Origin of the sequence: Meridianimarinicoccus roseus (assembly GCF_003172915.1) — a bacterium.
GTDB classification, from domain to species: domain Bacteria; phylum Pseudomonadota; class Alphaproteobacteria; order Rhodobacterales; family Rhodobacteraceae; genus Meridianimarinicoccus; species Meridianimarinicoccus roseus.
Window position 1 is genome coordinate 143,803 of record NZ_QGKU01000048.1, and the last position, 14,537, is coordinate 158,339.

The following is a 14,537-nucleotide window of genomic DNA, read 5'->3' on the forward strand; positions in this document are numbered from 1 at the left end:
GGAGCGAGGGGACATGTCCATTCTCGACAAGCACAAGATCCTCGAGAAGAACGTCACGCTGCTGCTGGTCTTCAGCTTCATCGTGGTGACGATCGGGGGCATCGTGGAAATCGCGCCGCTGTTCTACCTGGAGAACACGATCGAGGAAGTGGAGGGCGTGCGCCCTTACTCCCCGCTCGAACTCGAAGGGCGCGACATCTACGTCCGCGAAGGCTGCTATGTGTGCCACAGCCAGATGATCCGTCCCATGCGGGACGAGATCGAACGCTACGGTCATTACAGCCTTGCGGCGGAATCGATGTACGACCGTCCGTTCCAGTGGGGATCTAAGCGCACGGGGCCCGACCTCGCGCGTGTCGGCGGGCGCTATTCGGATGCGTGGCACGTCGCCCACCTGCGCGACCCGCAGTCGGTGGTGCCGGAATCGATCATGCCGAAATACGCGTTCCTTGCGAACACGTTGATCGACGGCGAATACGTGGCCGACAAGCTGGCCACGCACAAGCTGTTGGGCGTGCCCTACACGGACGAGATGATCGAAACCGCCCGCGCCGATTTCCTGGTTCAGGCCGATCCGGACGGCGATTGGGACGGCTTGCTGGAACGCTATCCCGGCGCGCAGACCCGCAACTTCGACAACGAACCGGGGGTGTCCGAAATGGACGCGCTGGTCGCTTACCTGCAGATGCTCGGGACGCTGGTCGATTTCTCGACCTTCACGCCCGACGCCAGCCGCTAGGAGACGCGCGCGATGGAAACCTATGTCTTTCTGCGCGAGGTGATGGGCAGTTTCGGCCTGATCCTGATGTTCGTGTTCTTCGTGACCACCGTGATCTGGGTGCTCACAGGGCGGCGCGACAGCTACCAGGACACTGCCGACATCATCTTTCGTCACGACAATGGCCCGGCGGATGAACCGGGCACGCGGCAGGCGCAGCCTGACCGCGACAGCCGCAAGGAGGCGCGGTCATGAGCGACAATACCGACAAGGTCAAACCGGTCGACCGCAAGGTACCGGACGCACAGGCGCATCTCGACAACGTGCCGACCACCGGCCATTCGTGGGACGGGATCGAGGAATACGACAACCCGATGCCGCGCTGGTGGCTTTATACCTTCTATGCCTGCATCGTCTGGGGCATCGGATATACCATCGCGTTCCCGGCCTGGCCGATGATCAGCGGCGCGACGAGCGGCATTCTGGGTTACTCCACGCGTGGCGAGCTTGCGCAGGAACTCGATGCCGCGCAGGCTGCGAACGCAGCGATCAACGAACAGCTTGTTTCGGTGGCGATCACCGACGTGGCCGACGATCCGACGCTTCAGCAATATGCGGTCAACAAGGGCGCGGCGGTCTACCGGACCCATTGCAGCCAGTGCCACGGTTCCGGTGCTGCGGGTGCGGTCGGCTTTCCCAACCTGCTGGACGATGCCTGGCTCTGGGGCGGGACAGCGGACGCGATCCAGTATACCGTCATGCACGGCATCCGGAACGAGGACGACCCCGACGCGCGCTATTCGGAGATGCCGGTGTTTGGCGAGATCCTCAGTGAGGAAGAGATCGAACAGGTCGCGCATTACGTCTACACCATCAATGGGCGTGACGCGATCGACCCGGAACTAGCCCAGCTCGGTGCCGAGACTTTCCAATACGAATGTGCCGCCTGCCACATGGAAGACGGCAGCGGCAACGTGGACATGGGGGCACCCGCGCTGAATGACGCGATCTGGCTTTACGGCGGGGATCTGGCCACCATCATCGAGACGGTGACCTACAGCCGCTACGGCGTGATGCCGAACATGGGCGCGCGCCTGACCGATGCAGAGGTGGCCGCAGTGGCGACCTATGTGCACGGCCTTGGCGGCGGCGTGACAGAATCCGAATGATCCAGCGCTTTCCGGGGCCCCGCGCGGGCCCCGGTCCGGCCAGCCGCGCCGCGTCTCTTAACGGGGATGCGGCGTGCGTGTTTCTGGGCCCTCCGGTCGCGCGGCCTGCGAGCTGCGCTTCGGGGCCGGTGCCGGGGTGCGGGTTGCGGTCATGATGGATTTTGCGACAGTCATGAACATGGCTGAGCCTCCTTGCAGCGGGTTTCGACCCTTTTCTTATTGGTGATCCGTTGCGAACCTGCGAGTCAGGAAGAATTCCAACCGGTAAGTCAGGCTTACAGATGCGATGGACGGACATGCCGCCGCTGACTGCCCTGCGCGCCTTCGCGGCGCTGGCCGAAACACGTTCGGCCAGCCGGGCGGGAGCGGCGCTCAATGTCAGCCATGCCGCGATCAGCCAGCACGTTCGCGCGCTGGAGGCGCGGCTGAACGTGGCGCTGGTGCGTCGCGACGGGCGCGGGCTGGCACTGACCGAGGACGGGCAGGCGCTTGCCACGGTGCTGCTGGGAGCGTTCGGCGACATCCGCACCGCGCTCGATGCGCTGAGCGAGGCCGAGAACGACCGCCCGCTGCAGGTGTCGGCCACGCCGAACTTCGCCGCCAACTGGCTGATGCCGCGCCTGTCGGACTTCCGCGCCCGGCATCCGGACATCGAGTTGATGATCAACCCCTCGCCGGACCTCGTGCAGGTCGGGCGCGACGGGTTCGATGTGGCGATCCGCTTCGGCGACGGGCGCTGGCCGGGCCTCGCGGTGGAACCACTGATCGAGACGAACATCGTGATCCTTGCCGCGCGCGATCTGATCGGCGACCGGCCCATCGACGGCCCGTCGGACCTTCTGGACCTGCCCTGGCTGCAGGAACTGGGCACCGACGAGGTCACGACCTGGCTTGCCCGGCACGGCGTGACGGAACGGCGCACCCGACGGATGACTCATCTGCCCGGCAACTTCGTGCTCGAAGCGATCCGCAGGGGCGACGGCATCGCTGCCACCGCGCGCGCCTTCGCCGAATCCGACATCGCCAGCGGGCGGCTTCTGGTGCTGTACGAGGATGCCACGCCCGGCGCGGGCTATCACATCGTAACGTCACCCGGCGTGCCCCGCCCTGCCGCGCGGGCCTTCACCGCCTGGCTGCGACGACAGGCCGGTGGACAAGCTGTCACGGTGGGGTGACGTTTGATGCAGGTCAATTACCTATGCAAATGCCCATGCGAGATACAGCATAACGCAACCTCTGCCACGGACATCCGCTGATGAGCTCGACCGAAACGCCGCCGCCGAACCTTTATGCCGCCCGCGAACCGATCTTCCCCAAGCGGGTGTCGGGTCGGTTCCGGAACCTCAAGTGGCTGATCATGCTGGTTACGCTCGGCATTTACTACGTCACGCCGTGGCTGCGCTGGGACCGTGGGCCGGGGCTGCCCGACCAGGCGGTGCTGGTGGATCTCGCCAATCGGCGCTTCTTCTTCTTCTGGATCGAGATATGGCCGCACGAGTTCTACTTCGTCGCGGGCCTGCTGATCATGGCCGGGCTGGGCCTGTTCCTGTTTACCTCCGCGCTGGGGCGGGTTTGGTGCGGATATACCTGCCCGCAAACTGTGTGGACCGATCTTTTCATCCTTGTCGAACGCTGGATCGAGGGTGACCGGAACGCGCGCATCCGCCTGTTGCGGCAAAAATGGGACGCCCGGAAGGCGCGGCTGCGGATCACCAAATGGGTGGTCTGGATGCTGATCGCCGTGGCGACCGGCGGGGCGTGGGTGTTCTACTTTGCCGACGCGCCGACGCTGCTGGTGGACCTGGTGACCTTCAACGCGCACCCTGTGGCCTATTCCACCGTAGCGCTGCTGACCGCGACGACCTTCGTGTTCGGCGGGCTGATGCGCGAACAGGTCTGCATCTACGCCTGCCCGTGGCCGCGCATCCAAGCCGCGATGATGGACGAGGACACGATCACCGTCGCCTATCGCAGCTGGCGCGGCGAGCCGCGGGGCAAGCACCGTCGGCAACACGAGAAGGTCGCCGCAGAAACCCGAACCGCCACGGCGGGCGGGCAGGCCACGGCCCCCACCGACCTTGGCGACTGCATCGACTGCAACGCCTGCGTGAACGTCTGCCCGATGGGCATCGACATCCGCGACGGCCAGCAACTCGAATGCATCACCTGCGCGCTGTGCATCGATGCCTGCGACGAGATCATGGACAAGATCGGCAAGCCGCGCGGCCTGATCTCCTACATGGCGCTGACCGACGAAGAACATGAACGCTCTGGCGAGCCGAAGATCCCGGTCTGGAAGCACATCTTCCGCGCCCGCACGATCCTTTACACCGTGCTCTGGGCGGCGGTGGGTGTCGGCCTGATGGTCGCGCTGTTCATCCGCCCCGACCTGTCGATCACCGTCGCGCCTGTGCGTAACCCCGTTTTCATCACCCTGTCGGACGGCACGATCCGCAACACCTATGACGTGCGGCTGCGCAACAAGTACGGCGAGGATCGACCCTACGAGATCACCATCACCTCGGACGCGATGCTGAGCGTCGAGGCAGAGGGCAGCGACGACGGGCTGGTGATGGTGCCCGCCGACTCTACCAAGCTGCAGCGGGTCTACGTCATGGCCCCGCCGGACAGCGCCGCCGCCAGCCGCGCCGTCACAGACCTGCAGATCTGGGTCGAGGACACGATCAGCGGCGAACGCGCGGTGAAGGACACCGTTTTCAACGGAAAGGCTGACTGATGCGCGAGATCACCGGACGCACCGTCCTGTTCGCGATGCTGGGCTTCTTCGGCATCATCATCGCGGTGAACCTGACCATGGCCTTCTTCGCCGTGCGCACTTTCTCGGGGCTGGAGGTGCAGAACTCCTACGACGCAAGCCAGGGCTATGACGCCGCGCGCGACGCCCAGCTTGCGCTGGGATGGGATGTGACCGCCGCTTATGAACCGGGCGAGTTGCGCATCGCCTTCACCAATGCCGCCGATGGCAGCCCGGCGGACGTGGCCGACCTGACCGCGCTGGTGGGCTGGGCGACTTCGGTCCGCGACGACTTTACGCCCGACTTCACCTATTCGGACGGCGTGTTCCGCGCGCCCGCGCAGATGGAACCGGGAAACTGGAACATCCGCCTGACCGCGACGGCCGCCGACGGAACGACGTTCCGCCAGCGCCTGCCGCTTCTGGTGGAGGAGTGACGGGGCAGGCCATGCGCGCGAACGACACGCCCGAACGCCCCGGCCTTGCTGCCTGCGCCGCCTGCGCGGTGACGCCGTCGGCGCAGGTGCTGGCCCGCCACGCGCAGCGCGCCAGCGAGGCCCGGATCATGCTGTCGCTGCCGGGCCTTTCAGGCACCTCGGGCATGTCGCAGGTTGAACGGACGCTTTCCGCCCATCCGCAGGTGCGGGCCGCGCGGGTCAACCTGACCCGCAAGCGCGTCACCGTCACCGCCGAGCCGAACACGCTGCCCGAGACGCTGATCTCCGTGCTCGACGGGATCGGGATCGAGGCGCATGAGCTTGATTCCGACACGGTGGCGCTGACCGGAACCGACCGCGCCGGGCGCGAGCTCTTGATGCGGCTTGGCGTGGCGGGCTTCGCGTCCATGAACGTCATGCTGCTGTCGGTGTCGGTCTGGTCCGGGGCCGACGACGCCACGCGCGACCTGTTCCATTGGATCAGCGCGGCGATCACCTTTCCGGCCATCCTTTTCGCGGGCCAGCCGTTCTTTCGCAACACGCTGGCAGCGCTGCGCGCGCGGCAGCTCAACATGGATGTGCCGATCACGCTGGCGATCCTTCTGGCGCTGGCCACCTCGCTTTGGGAAACGGCGCTGTCAGGGCACCATGCCTATTTCGACGCGGCGCTGATGCTCACTTTCTTCTTGCTGGCGGGCCGGTATCTCGACCATCGCACACGGGCTGTTGCGCGCTCCGCCGCCGAGGAACTGGCTGCGCTGGAGGTCCCCCGCGCCATCCGCCGCCGCGCGGACGGGTCCGAGGAAACCGTGCCGCTGTCAGCGTTAGTACCCGGCGACGCGGTGGTGGTGCGGCCCGGTGGGCGGATGCCGGTGGACGGCCTCGTGACGGAAGGCGCGTCGGAACTCGACCGCTCGCTGCTCACGGGCGAGACGCTGCCGGTGCAGGCGCTACCCGGCATGGCCGTCAGCGCGGGCGAGGTGAACCTGACCGGCCCGCTGGTGCTGCGCGCCACGGCGATCGGGCCCGACAGCTCGCTCCATGCGCTGACCGATCTCGTGGCGGTGGCCGAAAGCGGGCGCGGGAACTACAACTCGCTCGCCGACCGGGCCGCGAAACTCTATGCGCCCGGCGTGCACATCCTGTCTGCGCTGTCTTTCGCGGGCTGGTACCTGGCCACCGGCGATCTTCGGCAGGCGGTGAACATCGCCGCCGCGGTGTTGATCATCACTTGTCCCTGCGCGCTGGGCCTCGCGGTGCCCGCGGTGACCACGGCGGCGTCGGGTCGGCTGTTCCGGCGTGGCCTGCTGATCAAGTCCGGCACCGCGCTGGAGCGGCTGGCGGCGGTGGACACGGTGATCTTCGACAAGACCGGCACTCTGACCGGAGGCGCGCCGACGCTGTCAGATGCCGATGTCATTCCGCAGGAACAACTCGCGCTTTCGGCCGCGCTGGGGCAGGGGTCTGCACACCCGCTGGCCCGCGCGCTGGCGCAGGCGGCGCAGGACCGCGCGCTTGACCTGCCCGCTGTCACGGGCCTGCGCGAGGTGCCCGGCTATGGCATAGAGGCGCAACTGTCCGGGCAATGCGTGCGGCTGGGGCGCGGCGACTGGCTGGGCGCACCGGCAACGCCGGGCGGCGCGGCGGACGATGCCGCGCTCAGCACCTGGCTGCGGGTCGGGGACGCGCCGCCGATCCGGCTGCGCTTCGCGGACCGCCTCCGTCCCGGCGCGGCCGAGGCGGTCGCCGGGCTGAAGCGACAGGGGCTTGCGGTGCGGCTTGTGTCGGGCGATGCGCCCGCTGCGGTGGCCGCGCTGGCGGCACAGGTCGGCATCGACGACTGGCAGGCCCGCGCCACGCCCGCCGAGAAGGCCGCGCTGGTGGCCGCGCTGCCGGGCCGGGTTCTGATGGTCGGCGACGGGCTGAACGACACCGCCGCGCTTGCGGCAGCGCACGTGTCGGTCTCGCCGGCCTCGGCGCTGGATGCGGCGCGCGTGGCCTCCGACATCGTGCTGCTGGGGCGTGACCTCTCCGCGCTGGCCGAGGCACGAGCGGTTGCGGTTCAGGCCACTCGCCGCATTTCCGAGAATTTCCGCATTGCCACCGTCTACAACGTTGTGGCGGTGCCGCTCGCGGTGGCCGGGCTGGCGACGCCGCTGATCGCCGCACTGGCGATGTCGCTCTCCTCGATCACCGTCTCGCTCAACGCGCTGCGGGTCGCGGGGCGCCGGTCGCCTGCGGGCGGCACGGGAAGCGCACCGGCCGACAGCACATGCGCGCCGGACACGCGCGCGACCGGCCAGGCGGCGGTGGCGGGCTGATGGATGTGCTGCGTTTCCTGATCCCGGTCTCGCTGGGACTGGGGGGGCTGGGCCTGCTGGCGTTCTTCTGGACGCTGCGCAGCAATCAGTATGATGATCCTGACGGTGACAGCCGCCGCATCCTGACAGATGACTACGACGACGCCCCGCGCCCCGACCGGAGCGATGATACCCGCCCGGACAGTAGCGACGACGCGGGTGGCGGGCAGGGCAAGGAATAGCCGGACGCGCGGACGCGGTGCGAGACATTGACTGGATGCGGACATCATGTCGGCCTGCGGCCGGTCCCTATTGTGGCTGGCCTTACCGCTGCTTCCGCTCCGGTCGGCGCGGCGTCGCGCGCTCGGCCATGGCAAACAGACCGGCCGCTCTGGCCTTACTTGGCCTTCGCCCGGAACCGACCTGATCCGCCCGTTCCTGCGTGCCCATCCTTGCGCTGCCGCCCAACGGTGTGCGCCGGACTTTCCCTAATGCCGCTTTCCTCCCGGCCATCGAGGGCCCTTTCGCCCGCATCGGACCACGGCCACGGTCCGTTTCGGACAAGCACCAAACGGCGCCGGGCCCGAAACAGGCCCCGACAGCAAGCGGTTCGCCCGGCGCCTGGACAGCGCCACTTCGGGCCGCGCGCATGAAAAAGCCCGCCGTGCCGTAGGGCAGGGCGGGCAGGTGGTCCGCCCGGAGCCCGCGCGCGGGCGGTGGAAGCGCGCGGGCCGGTGTGGCGGACGGCAATGGGGACGCAAGGGGGGCGGCGGCGTCCAGGCCGCGCGCCCCGCTGTCATAGTCGCGGGCTCAGGAACCCGTCAGGGACCGACCGTCTCGCAGCGCTGCTGGCGCGCGCTCAGCCGCTGGCACGCCAGCGCCGCGCTGCGTTCGTCCATTCCGGTGAACTGTGCCGAGAAACCGCGCTGGCTGTGCACAACCTTGCGCAGCGCCGTATCCAGTGTGTCGATCTCGATAAGGGCAGTGCGCAGCAGGATGCGCTCGGCCTCGTAGCGGCTGGCATAGGTGCCGACGCTGATGCCCCAGTTGCCCCCGTCCGATGTGGACACCTGCGCGACGACGACCGTTTCGGGGCGCTGTTCGGGCATGATCTCGGGGCCGCTGCCACCCTTGGACGAGAAGGTGATGACCGCAGGGCGCGGCGGCGGCGCAGGCGAAACGGGCGTGGCGAAGGCGGTCGCCGTTGCCGTGGCTGCGGCGATACCCGGTGCCGACGCCGCAGCGGCCGAGGCAAGTTCGACGCCCGCACCCGGCGCGCCGGTGCCGCCCGTGTCGGCCGGCGCGGTCGCGGCGTCGCCCGCCACGCCTTCGGGCAGTGCGTCTGGCACGGCCTGCGCCGCCGCGTCCGGCAGCAGTGCCTGCGCCACGATCGCGTCGGTGGACAGCGCGGCGGTGGAGGCAGCGACGCCCGCGCTCTGCCCGTCGGTCTGGGCGCCCAGCTTTTCGCTCACGCTGGCGGCGACGGCGGCGATGACGGCCTCGGCGCGTACCGGGCGCGGCACCGGCCGGTCACTGGAGGCCACTGCCAGTTGCAGGCTGCCGCCGCTGCGCACGGGGTTGCCGCGCGCGATCATCGTCAGGTTCGGCCGCGAGGGTGGGTTCATCGCCACGCGAGTCGGCGCGCGTTGAAAGCCCATGTCCAGCAGTTCGGCCACCCGCGCGTTGCGGGCCGCGCCGGAACTGCCGCCGAACATCGTTGCGATGATGCGCTTGTTGCCCCGTTCCGCCGAAGCGACGAGGTTGAAGCCTGCCGCGCGGGTATAGCCGGTCTTGATCCCGTCGGCGCCCTTGTAGGCAGCCAGCAGCTTGCGGTTGGTGTTGTAGACCGTCTTGCCCGCCGCCTCGGCCGACCGCCGCGAGAAGAGATGATAGTAGTCGGGGAAATGGAAGAACAGCGCGCGGCCCAAAGTGGTCATGTCGCGCGCCGTGGACAGGTGTCCCGACTGGGTCAGCCCGTGAGCGTTCTTGAAGGTGGTGTCGTTCATCCCGAGCGCGCGGGCGGTGCGGGTCATGCGCTCGGCGAAGGCGGCTTCGGAGCCCGAGATCGCCTCCGCCAGCGCGGCGGCTGCGTCATTGGCCGATTTCACCGCCGAGGCCCTGATCAGGTAGCGGAGCTGAATCCGCTGCCCTTCCTTCAGGTAGAGCTTGGACGGCGGCTTGGACGCCGCGTTCCGTGACACCCGAACCGGCGTGTCTAGGGAGATTTCGCCGCGCTCGACTGCGTCGAACACCACGTAAAGCGTCATCATCTTGGTGAGCGAGGCCGGGTGCAGGCGGGTGTCCGCATTGCGCGAATGCAGCACCTCCCCCGACCGGGCGTCGATCACCATGGCCGCGTAGGGCGCCGCCGACGCTGCCCCCGCCGCCAGTACCACGCATATCATCACCGCCCACCCCCGGGCGAATCGCGTAAGCCGCTGCATGAGTCACCTGCCTATATTGCTGCCCGCCGCCGATTTTTCGGTCGACATAGTTGCCTGTACATTAAGACTAGCACAGAAATCTTTGATCGGGCATCGGATTCCCGCTATGCGGACGCTGGGGCAGCCAAGTTTTTTTGACAGCGGGTCCGCACCGGCACACCTGCACATATGTCGCGGTGGGCGCGCGCGGCAGCCCAAGTCTTTGGGGTCAGCCCTGTTGCAAAAGCGCCACGAGCCCACCAAGGTCCGGAATCTCGCGATAGCGTGGATGGCCGAGCGGCGGGTCGGCATGTTCCAGCGCCCAGGACAGGCCGTGCGGCACGAAAACGCCCCATCCGCCCGCATCGATCGCCGGGCGCACGTCGGACTTCATCGAATTGCCCACCATCATCGCCCGCTCCGGCCCATCGCCGTGATCGGCGAAGATTCGGGCATAGACCGGCGGGGTCTTGTCCGACACGATCTCGACCCCGTGGAACAGATCGCCCAGTCCCGACTGCGCCAGCTTGCGTTCCTGGTCCAGCAGGTCGCCCTTGGTGATCAGCAGCACGCGGTGGGTGTCGGCCGCCGCTTCCACCGCCGCGCGGGCATGTGGCAGCAGATCGATCGGGTGGGCCAGCATCTCCTGCCCGGCCTCGATGATCTCGCGGATCACGCGGGCGGGTACCCGGTCCTCCGTGATCTCGATCGCCGTCTCGATCATTGACAGCATGAAGCCCTTGATGCCGTACCCATAGTGCCCGAGGTTGCGCCGCTCCGCCGCCAGCAGCCTCTCTGTCAGGTGGTCCGGGTCGGCATGGTCGCGGAGCAAGTCCGCGAATCGCTTTTCGGTCAGGCGGAAATAGTGTTCGTTGTGCCAAAGTGTGTCGTCGGCATCGAAACCGATCGTCGTGATCCGGTGCATCCGTGGCTCCTTCGTCCGGCATGGGGCGCGGCCTGGCGCACAAGCCCTTTTCAGACCCGGCCCGTCGCTTATATGGTGACGCCACGCCGGGGATGTGAAAACCGTGGAGTATGGAATTGCAAGCTTTTCCGCCGACCATAGCCGCCAAGCCGCCCGAACCGGACGACGAGGTTGGTGCCGTCACCAAGACGCGGACCCGCACGCAGCGCCCGCCGCTCTACAAGGTGCTGATCCTCAATGACGACTACACGCCGATGGAATTCGTCGTGCATGTCCTCGAACGGTTCTTCGGGCTGACTCATGCGCAGGCGTTCGAGTTGATGCTGACCGTGCACAAGAAGGGCGTCGCCGTGGTCGGCGTGTTCTCGTTCGAGGTGGCCGAGACCAAGGTTGGTCAAGTGATGGATTTTGCGCGCCGCCACCAGCACCCGCTGCAATGCACGATGGAAAAGGAATAACCGGCCGCCGCCGGTTGCCGCGCCCATGTCCGAAGCCCGCCTCGATGCGGCCCTGTCGCAGGGCCTGATCCCTGCGCCCGGGGATGCGCGCACGCTTGTGATCGGCGCCGATGCTGACAGCGCGCTGGCACAGAGTTTTCCGGACGCGCGGTTCGTACAGCCGCTTCAGCCCGACCATGACAGGCTTGCCGCGATGGGGCGGGCGGTGGAGCCCGATATTTCCGACGGGCCCGATGCGCCGACCTTCGATCTGGCGATTGTCGCAGTTCCGCGCGCTCGCGCCCGCGCCGAGGACTGGGCGGCGCGCGCCGCCGCACGGCTGGCGCCGGGTGGGGTGCTGGTGCTGGACGGTGCCAAGACCGACGGGATCGACAGTCTGTGGCGCGCGCTGCGCGGGCGGCTGGACGGGGCCGAAACGCTGACCAAGGCGCATGGGCGCGTGATCTGCGGGCGCATCGGCGCGGATCGGCTCGCCGATCTTGCGCGGCCCGCCGCCGCGCTGCCGGACGGGTTCGTGACCGGGCCGGGGGTGTTTTCCGCTGACGGACCGGACCCCGGCTCCGCTGCGCTGGCTGCGGCGCTGCCCGCCAGACTTCCGGCCCGCATCGCCGACCTCGGCGCGGGCTGGGGCTGGCTGTCGGCGCAGATCCTCGCCCGGCCCGGCGTAGCGTCACTCGACATGGTGGAGGCGGACCACATCGCGCTGGAGGCCGCGCGGCGCAACGTCGCCGATCCGCGCGTCCGTCTGCACTGGGCCGACGCGACGGGCTGGCGCGCCGAGACGCCGCTTGATGCAGTGGTGATGAACCCGCCGTTCCACACCGGGCGGGCGGGCGATCCCGGGCTGGGGCAGGCATTCATCGCCGCCGCCGCGGCGTCACTTGCACCGCAGGGGCACCTTTGGCTGGTGGCGAACCGGCATCTGCCCTATGAAGGCGCGCTCGAAACCCTGTTCCGCGACTGGCAGGATCTCGGCGGCGGGGCCGCCTTCAAGATCCTCCATGCCAGCCGCCCGATCCAGACCCGCAAGGGGGCTAGAAGATGAGCTTTTCCGTCGAAGGCAAGACCGCCATCGTCACAGGTGCCGCAAACGGCATCGGCCTCGCCATCGGGCGGCACCTGCTGGAGGCCGGGGCGAACGTGATGTTCGCCGACATGGATGAGGCGCGCTTGAAAGAGGAACTCTCCGATGTTGTGGACGGCGATGCCGCCGCCTTTTTCGCGGGCGATCTGCGCGAACGGCTGACGCTGGCAAACCTGATGTCCGCCACGATCGAGAAGTTCGACAGGCTTGATATCCTGGTGAACGCGTCGCGTCAGGTGGTGGCCACCGATCCAGGGCAGATGCTGGACCTCGACGACACGGTGGAACAGCAGTTGCAGCAGAACCTGATGATCTCGCTGCGGCTGTCGCAACTGGCAGCCAAGCGCATGATCGCGCAAAGCGAAGCGGCGGCGGCCGAGGGGGACGAGGCCTCGACCCGCCCGGCCGGATCAATCATCAACCTGTCGTCCATCGCGGCGCGTCGCACCCATCCGCAGCTTCTCGCGTTTTCGGTGTCCACCGCGGCGCTTGACCAGATGACCCGGTCGCTGGCGGTGGCGCTGGCGCCCTCGCGGATCCGGGTCAACGCGGTGGCCTTCGGGTCGGTCATGTCCACGTCGCTGAAGGACAAGCTGAAGGAAAACAGGTCGTTTCGGTCCGATATTGTGGATCATACTCCGATGTCGCGCATCGCCCGCCCGTCGGAAGTGGCCGAAACGGTACAGTTTCTCGCCTCGGAAGGGTCGGGGTTCATGACCGGGCAGATTCTGACCGTGGATGGTGGGCGCACGCTGCTCGACCCGGTGAACGCACCCGCGCACTGACGGCGGCGGCCCGAACCCCGGCCCGCGCCGAGGCGCCGCCTGTCTGCGGGAGCGCGGCAGGCCCAGGCAGCCGAGGTCAGCGCGCGTCGGCCACGCATTGCGCGATGTCCCGGTCGGCGCGAGCCAGCAGGTCTGCGCGGCGGGCCATAAGATCGTTCAGCACGCGCTGTTCCTGCGCCGGGTCGATCGACACCCGCGCGCGCTGCGGCGGGCGCGTCGTGTCCGCGCAGATCCCGACATTGGCCGACGGGCTGCCGCAGACCTGCACCCCCACAGTGACACGCGGGCGCAGGAGTTCCTCGCGGCTGCCGGTGCGCAGCGCCTCACGCGACAGGGCGATCTGCCGGTCCAGCTGGGCCAGTTCCTGATCCACCGCGCGGCTGCACTGGCCCCGCGGCCCCGCGCAGCCCACCAGCACTGCCCCCAGCACCAAGATCATCGCAACTCGCCGCATCGCTGCCTCCTTGATGCAACCTTAGCGCGCCGCACGGCAGGGGCAAAGCGCGCATGGCGCCGCCCGCGCAGCTTTGCTAGACCGGCTTCAAGCGAGGAGAGCCAGAGCCGATGACCGACACGACCACAGACCTGTTTCACGACCGCAAGACCCGAGCTTCCGCGTGGTTCCGCACCCTGCGCGACCGGATCACAGACGCCTTCGAGGCGCTTGAGGACAGCCAGACAGGCGGCCCCACCGCGGGCCTGCCCGCCGGGCGTTTCGAGGTCAGCGAGACCCGCCGCGCGTCGGACGACGGCAGCGACGCGGGCGGCGGGCTGATGAGCGTCATGCGCGGCGGCCGCGTGTTCGAAAAGGTCGGCGTCAACGTCTCCACCGTGCATGGCCGCCTGGGCGAAAAAGCGCAGAAGGCGATGGCCGCGCGCGGTGTTCCCGGCATGGCGGACGATCCGCGCTTCTGGGCGTCGGGTATCAGCCTTGTGGCCCACATGCAGAACCCGCACTGCCCGGCTGTGCACATGAACACCCGCATGTTCTGGACGCCAGGCGCGTGGTGGTTCGGTGGCGGCTCCGACCTGAACCCCTGCATCGAGTACGACGCCGACACGGCCGCCTTCCACGAAACCCTGCGCGAGGCCTGCGCGCCGCACGGGGCAGACTACTACGACCGCTTCAAGGCCTGGGCCGACGAGTATTTCTTCGTCCCGCACCGGGGCCGGGCGCGGGGCGTCGGCGGTATCTTCTACGATGATCTGAACACCGGCGATTGGGAGGCGGATTTCGCCTTTACCCAAGCCGTCGGCAGCGCCTTCCTGCCCGCCTACCTGCCCACGGTCGAGGCGCACCGCGACGATCCGTGGTCCGATGCCGACCGCGACGCGCAGCTTGTCCATCGCGGGCTCTATGCCGAGTACAACTTGGTTTATGACAGGGGCACGAAATTCGGTCTCGAAACTGGCCACGACGCGAATGCCGTGCTGATGAGCCTTCCGCCGCTTGCGAAATGGGTGTAGAACAGGGCGTGAACAT

General features: G+C 68.0%; 14 protein-coding genes and 1 pseudogene. 12 read left to right on the forward strand and 3 right to left on the reverse strand.

Annotated elements, in window-relative coordinates; genetic code table 11:
• The first annotated feature begins 13 nt into the window (after positions 1 to 13).
• The 8 genes and pseudogenes from ccoO to ccoS form a co-directional block, all read left to right on the forward strand.
• On the forward strand, positions 14 to 739 hold the full coding sequence (gene ccoO, locus DKT77_RS15885) for a cytochrome-c oxidase, cbb3-type subunit II (RefSeq protein WP_109812651.1): 726 nt from the start codon (positions 14 to 16) through the stop codon (positions 737 to 739).
• 12 nt (positions 740 to 751) lie between these two features.
• A complete protein-coding gene (locus DKT77_RS15890; protein WP_109812652.1) occupies positions 752 to 973 on the forward strand; it encodes a cbb3-type cytochrome c oxidase subunit 3 in 222 nt (73 codons plus the stop codon).
• A complete protein-coding gene (gene ccoP, locus DKT77_RS15895) occupies positions 970 to 1,887 on the forward strand; it encodes a cytochrome-c oxidase, cbb3-type subunit III (RefSeq protein ID WP_109812653.1) in 918 nt (305 codons plus the stop codon). The genes DKT77_RS15890 and ccoP overlap by 4 nt, the downstream gene beginning before the upstream one ends.
• 296 nt (positions 1,888 to 2,183) lie before the next feature.
• A complete protein-coding gene (locus DKT77_RS15900) occupies positions 2,184 to 3,062 on the forward strand; it encodes a LysR family transcriptional regulator (protein ID WP_238547947.1) in 879 nt (292 codons plus the stop codon).
• An 80-nt stretch (positions 3,063 to 3,142) separates the two neighbouring features.
• Positions 3,143 to 4,624, forward strand: coding sequence for a cytochrome c oxidase accessory protein CcoG (ccoG, locus tag DKT77_RS15905; RefSeq protein WP_109812655.1), 1,482 nt, complete (start codon positions 3,143 to 3,145; stop codon positions 4,622 to 4,624).
• Positions 4,624 to 5,079, forward strand: a complete 456-nt coding sequence (locus tag DKT77_RS15910; protein WP_109812656.1) for a FixH family protein — start codon at positions 4,624 to 4,626, stop codon at positions 5,077 to 5,079. The genes ccoG and DKT77_RS15910 overlap by 1 nt, the downstream gene beginning before the upstream one ends.
• 11 nt (positions 5,080 to 5,090) lie before the next feature.
• Positions 5,091 to 7,400, forward strand: a complete 2,310-nt coding sequence (locus DKT77_RS15915; protein WP_109812657.1) for a heavy metal translocating P-type ATPase — start codon at positions 5,091 to 5,093, stop codon at positions 7,398 to 7,400.
• Positions 7,400 to 7,552, forward strand: a pseudogene (gene ccoS, locus DKT77_RS15920) (cbb3-type cytochrome oxidase assembly protein CcoS); the annotation flags it as partial. The gene DKT77_RS15915 and the pseudogene ccoS, both read left to right, overlap by 1 nt.
• A gap of 648 nt (positions 7,553 to 8,200) precedes the next feature.
• On the opposite strand, the gene DKT77_RS15925 reads toward ccoS, so the two are convergent.
• Positions 8,201 to 9,784, reverse strand: a complete 1,584-nt coding sequence (locus DKT77_RS15925) for a D-alanyl-D-alanine carboxypeptidase family protein (RefSeq protein WP_238547948.1) — start codon at positions 9,782 to 9,784, stop codon at positions 8,201 to 8,203.
• 247 nt (positions 9,785 to 10,031) lie between these two features.
• Positions 10,032 to 10,727, reverse strand: coding sequence for an HAD family hydrolase (locus DKT77_RS15930; protein WP_109812659.1), 696 nt, complete (start codon positions 10,725 to 10,727; stop codon positions 10,032 to 10,034).
• A 137-nt stretch (positions 10,728 to 10,864) separates the two neighbouring features.
• Here DKT77_RS15930 and clpS point away from each other — a divergent pair, with 137 nt between their 5' ends.
• The 3 genes from clpS to DKT77_RS15945 are packed head-to-tail and all read left to right on the forward strand — an operon-like array spanning position 10,865 to position 13,054.
• Positions 10,865 to 11,185: an ATP-dependent Clp protease adapter ClpS gene (clpS, locus tag DKT77_RS15935; RefSeq protein ID WP_109812808.1), complete on the forward strand. Its 321-nt coding sequence runs from the start codon at positions 10,865 to 10,867 to the stop codon at positions 11,183 to 11,185.
• A gap of 25 nt (positions 11,186 to 11,210) precedes the next feature.
• A complete protein-coding gene (locus DKT77_RS15940; RefSeq protein WP_109812660.1) occupies positions 11,211 to 12,230 on the forward strand; it encodes a class I SAM-dependent methyltransferase in 1,020 nt (339 codons plus the stop codon).
• Positions 12,227 to 13,054 (forward strand): SDR family NAD(P)-dependent oxidoreductase, encoded by an 828-nt coding sequence (locus DKT77_RS15945; RefSeq protein WP_109812661.1) that lies wholly within the window; start codon positions 12,227 to 12,229, stop codon positions 13,052 to 13,054. Before DKT77_RS15940 ends, DKT77_RS15945 begins: the two co-directional genes overlap by 4 nt.
• Before the next feature lie 76 nt (positions 13,055 to 13,130).
• Here the strand turns inward: DKT77_RS15945 and DKT77_RS15950 are convergent, their stop codons facing one another.
• Entirely contained in the window at positions 13,131 to 13,508 is a 378-nt protein-coding gene (locus DKT77_RS15950) for a hypothetical protein (protein ID WP_109812662.1), read from the reverse strand.
• 110 nt (positions 13,509 to 13,618) lie between these two features.
• Between DKT77_RS15950 and hemF the strand changes: the two genes are divergently transcribed.
• The gene (gene hemF, locus DKT77_RS15955) at positions 13,619 to 14,521 is read left to right on the forward strand and encodes an oxygen-dependent coproporphyrinogen oxidase (protein ID WP_109812663.1); all 903 of its coding nucleotides are present in this window, start codon (positions 13,619 to 13,621) and stop codon (positions 14,519 to 14,521) included.
• Positions 14,522 to 14,537: the final 16 nt, after the last annotated feature.

What these genes read in the sequence shown, in the direction of transcription:
- ccoO (WP_109812651.1), top strand. Translation starts at nt 14, where the DNA reads ATGTCCATTCTCGACAAGCACAAGATCCTCGAGAAGAACGTCACGCTG.
- DKT77_RS15890 (WP_109812652.1), top strand. Translation starts at nt 752, where the DNA reads ATGGAAACCTATGTCTTTCTGCGCGAGGTGATGGGCAGTTTCGGCCTG.
- ccoP (WP_109812653.1), top strand. Translation starts at nt 970, where the DNA reads ATGAGCGACAATACCGACAAGGTCAAACCGGTCGACCGCAAGGTACCG.
- DKT77_RS15900 (WP_238547947.1), top strand. Translation starts at nt 2,184, where the DNA reads ATGCCGCCGCTGACTGCCCTGCGCGCCTTCGCGGCGCTGGCCGAAACA.
- ccoG (WP_109812655.1), top strand. Translation starts at nt 3,143, where the DNA reads ATGAGCTCGACCGAAACGCCGCCGCCGAACCTTTATGCCGCCCGCGAA.
- DKT77_RS15910 (WP_109812656.1), top strand. Translation starts at nt 4,624, where the DNA reads ATGCGCGAGATCACCGGACGCACCGTCCTGTTCGCGATGCTGGGCTTC.
- DKT77_RS15915 (WP_109812657.1), top strand. Translation starts at nt 5,091, where the DNA reads ATGCGCGCGAACGACACGCCCGAACGCCCCGGCCTTGCTGCCTGCGCC.
- DKT77_RS15925 (WP_238547948.1), bottom strand. Translation starts at nt 9,784, where the DNA reads ATGATATGCGTGGTACTGGCGGCGGGGGCAGCGTCGGCGGCGCCCTAC.
- DKT77_RS15930 (WP_109812659.1), bottom strand. Translation starts at nt 10,727, where the DNA reads ATGCACCGGATCACGACGATCGGTTTCGATGCCGACGACACACTTTGG.
- DKT77_RS15940 (WP_109812660.1), top strand. Translation starts at nt 11,211, where the DNA reads ATGTCCGAAGCCCGCCTCGATGCGGCCCTGTCGCAGGGCCTGATCCCT.
- DKT77_RS15945 (WP_109812661.1), top strand. Translation starts at nt 12,227, where the DNA reads ATGAGCTTTTCCGTCGAAGGCAAGACCGCCATCGTCACAGGTGCCGCA.
- DKT77_RS15950 (WP_109812662.1), bottom strand. Translation starts at nt 13,508, where the DNA reads ATGCGGCGAGTTGCGATGATCTTGGTGCTGGGGGCAGTGCTGGTGGGC.
- hemF (WP_109812663.1), top strand. Translation starts at nt 13,619, where the DNA reads ATGACCGACACGACCACAGACCTGTTTCACGACCGCAAGACCCGAGCT.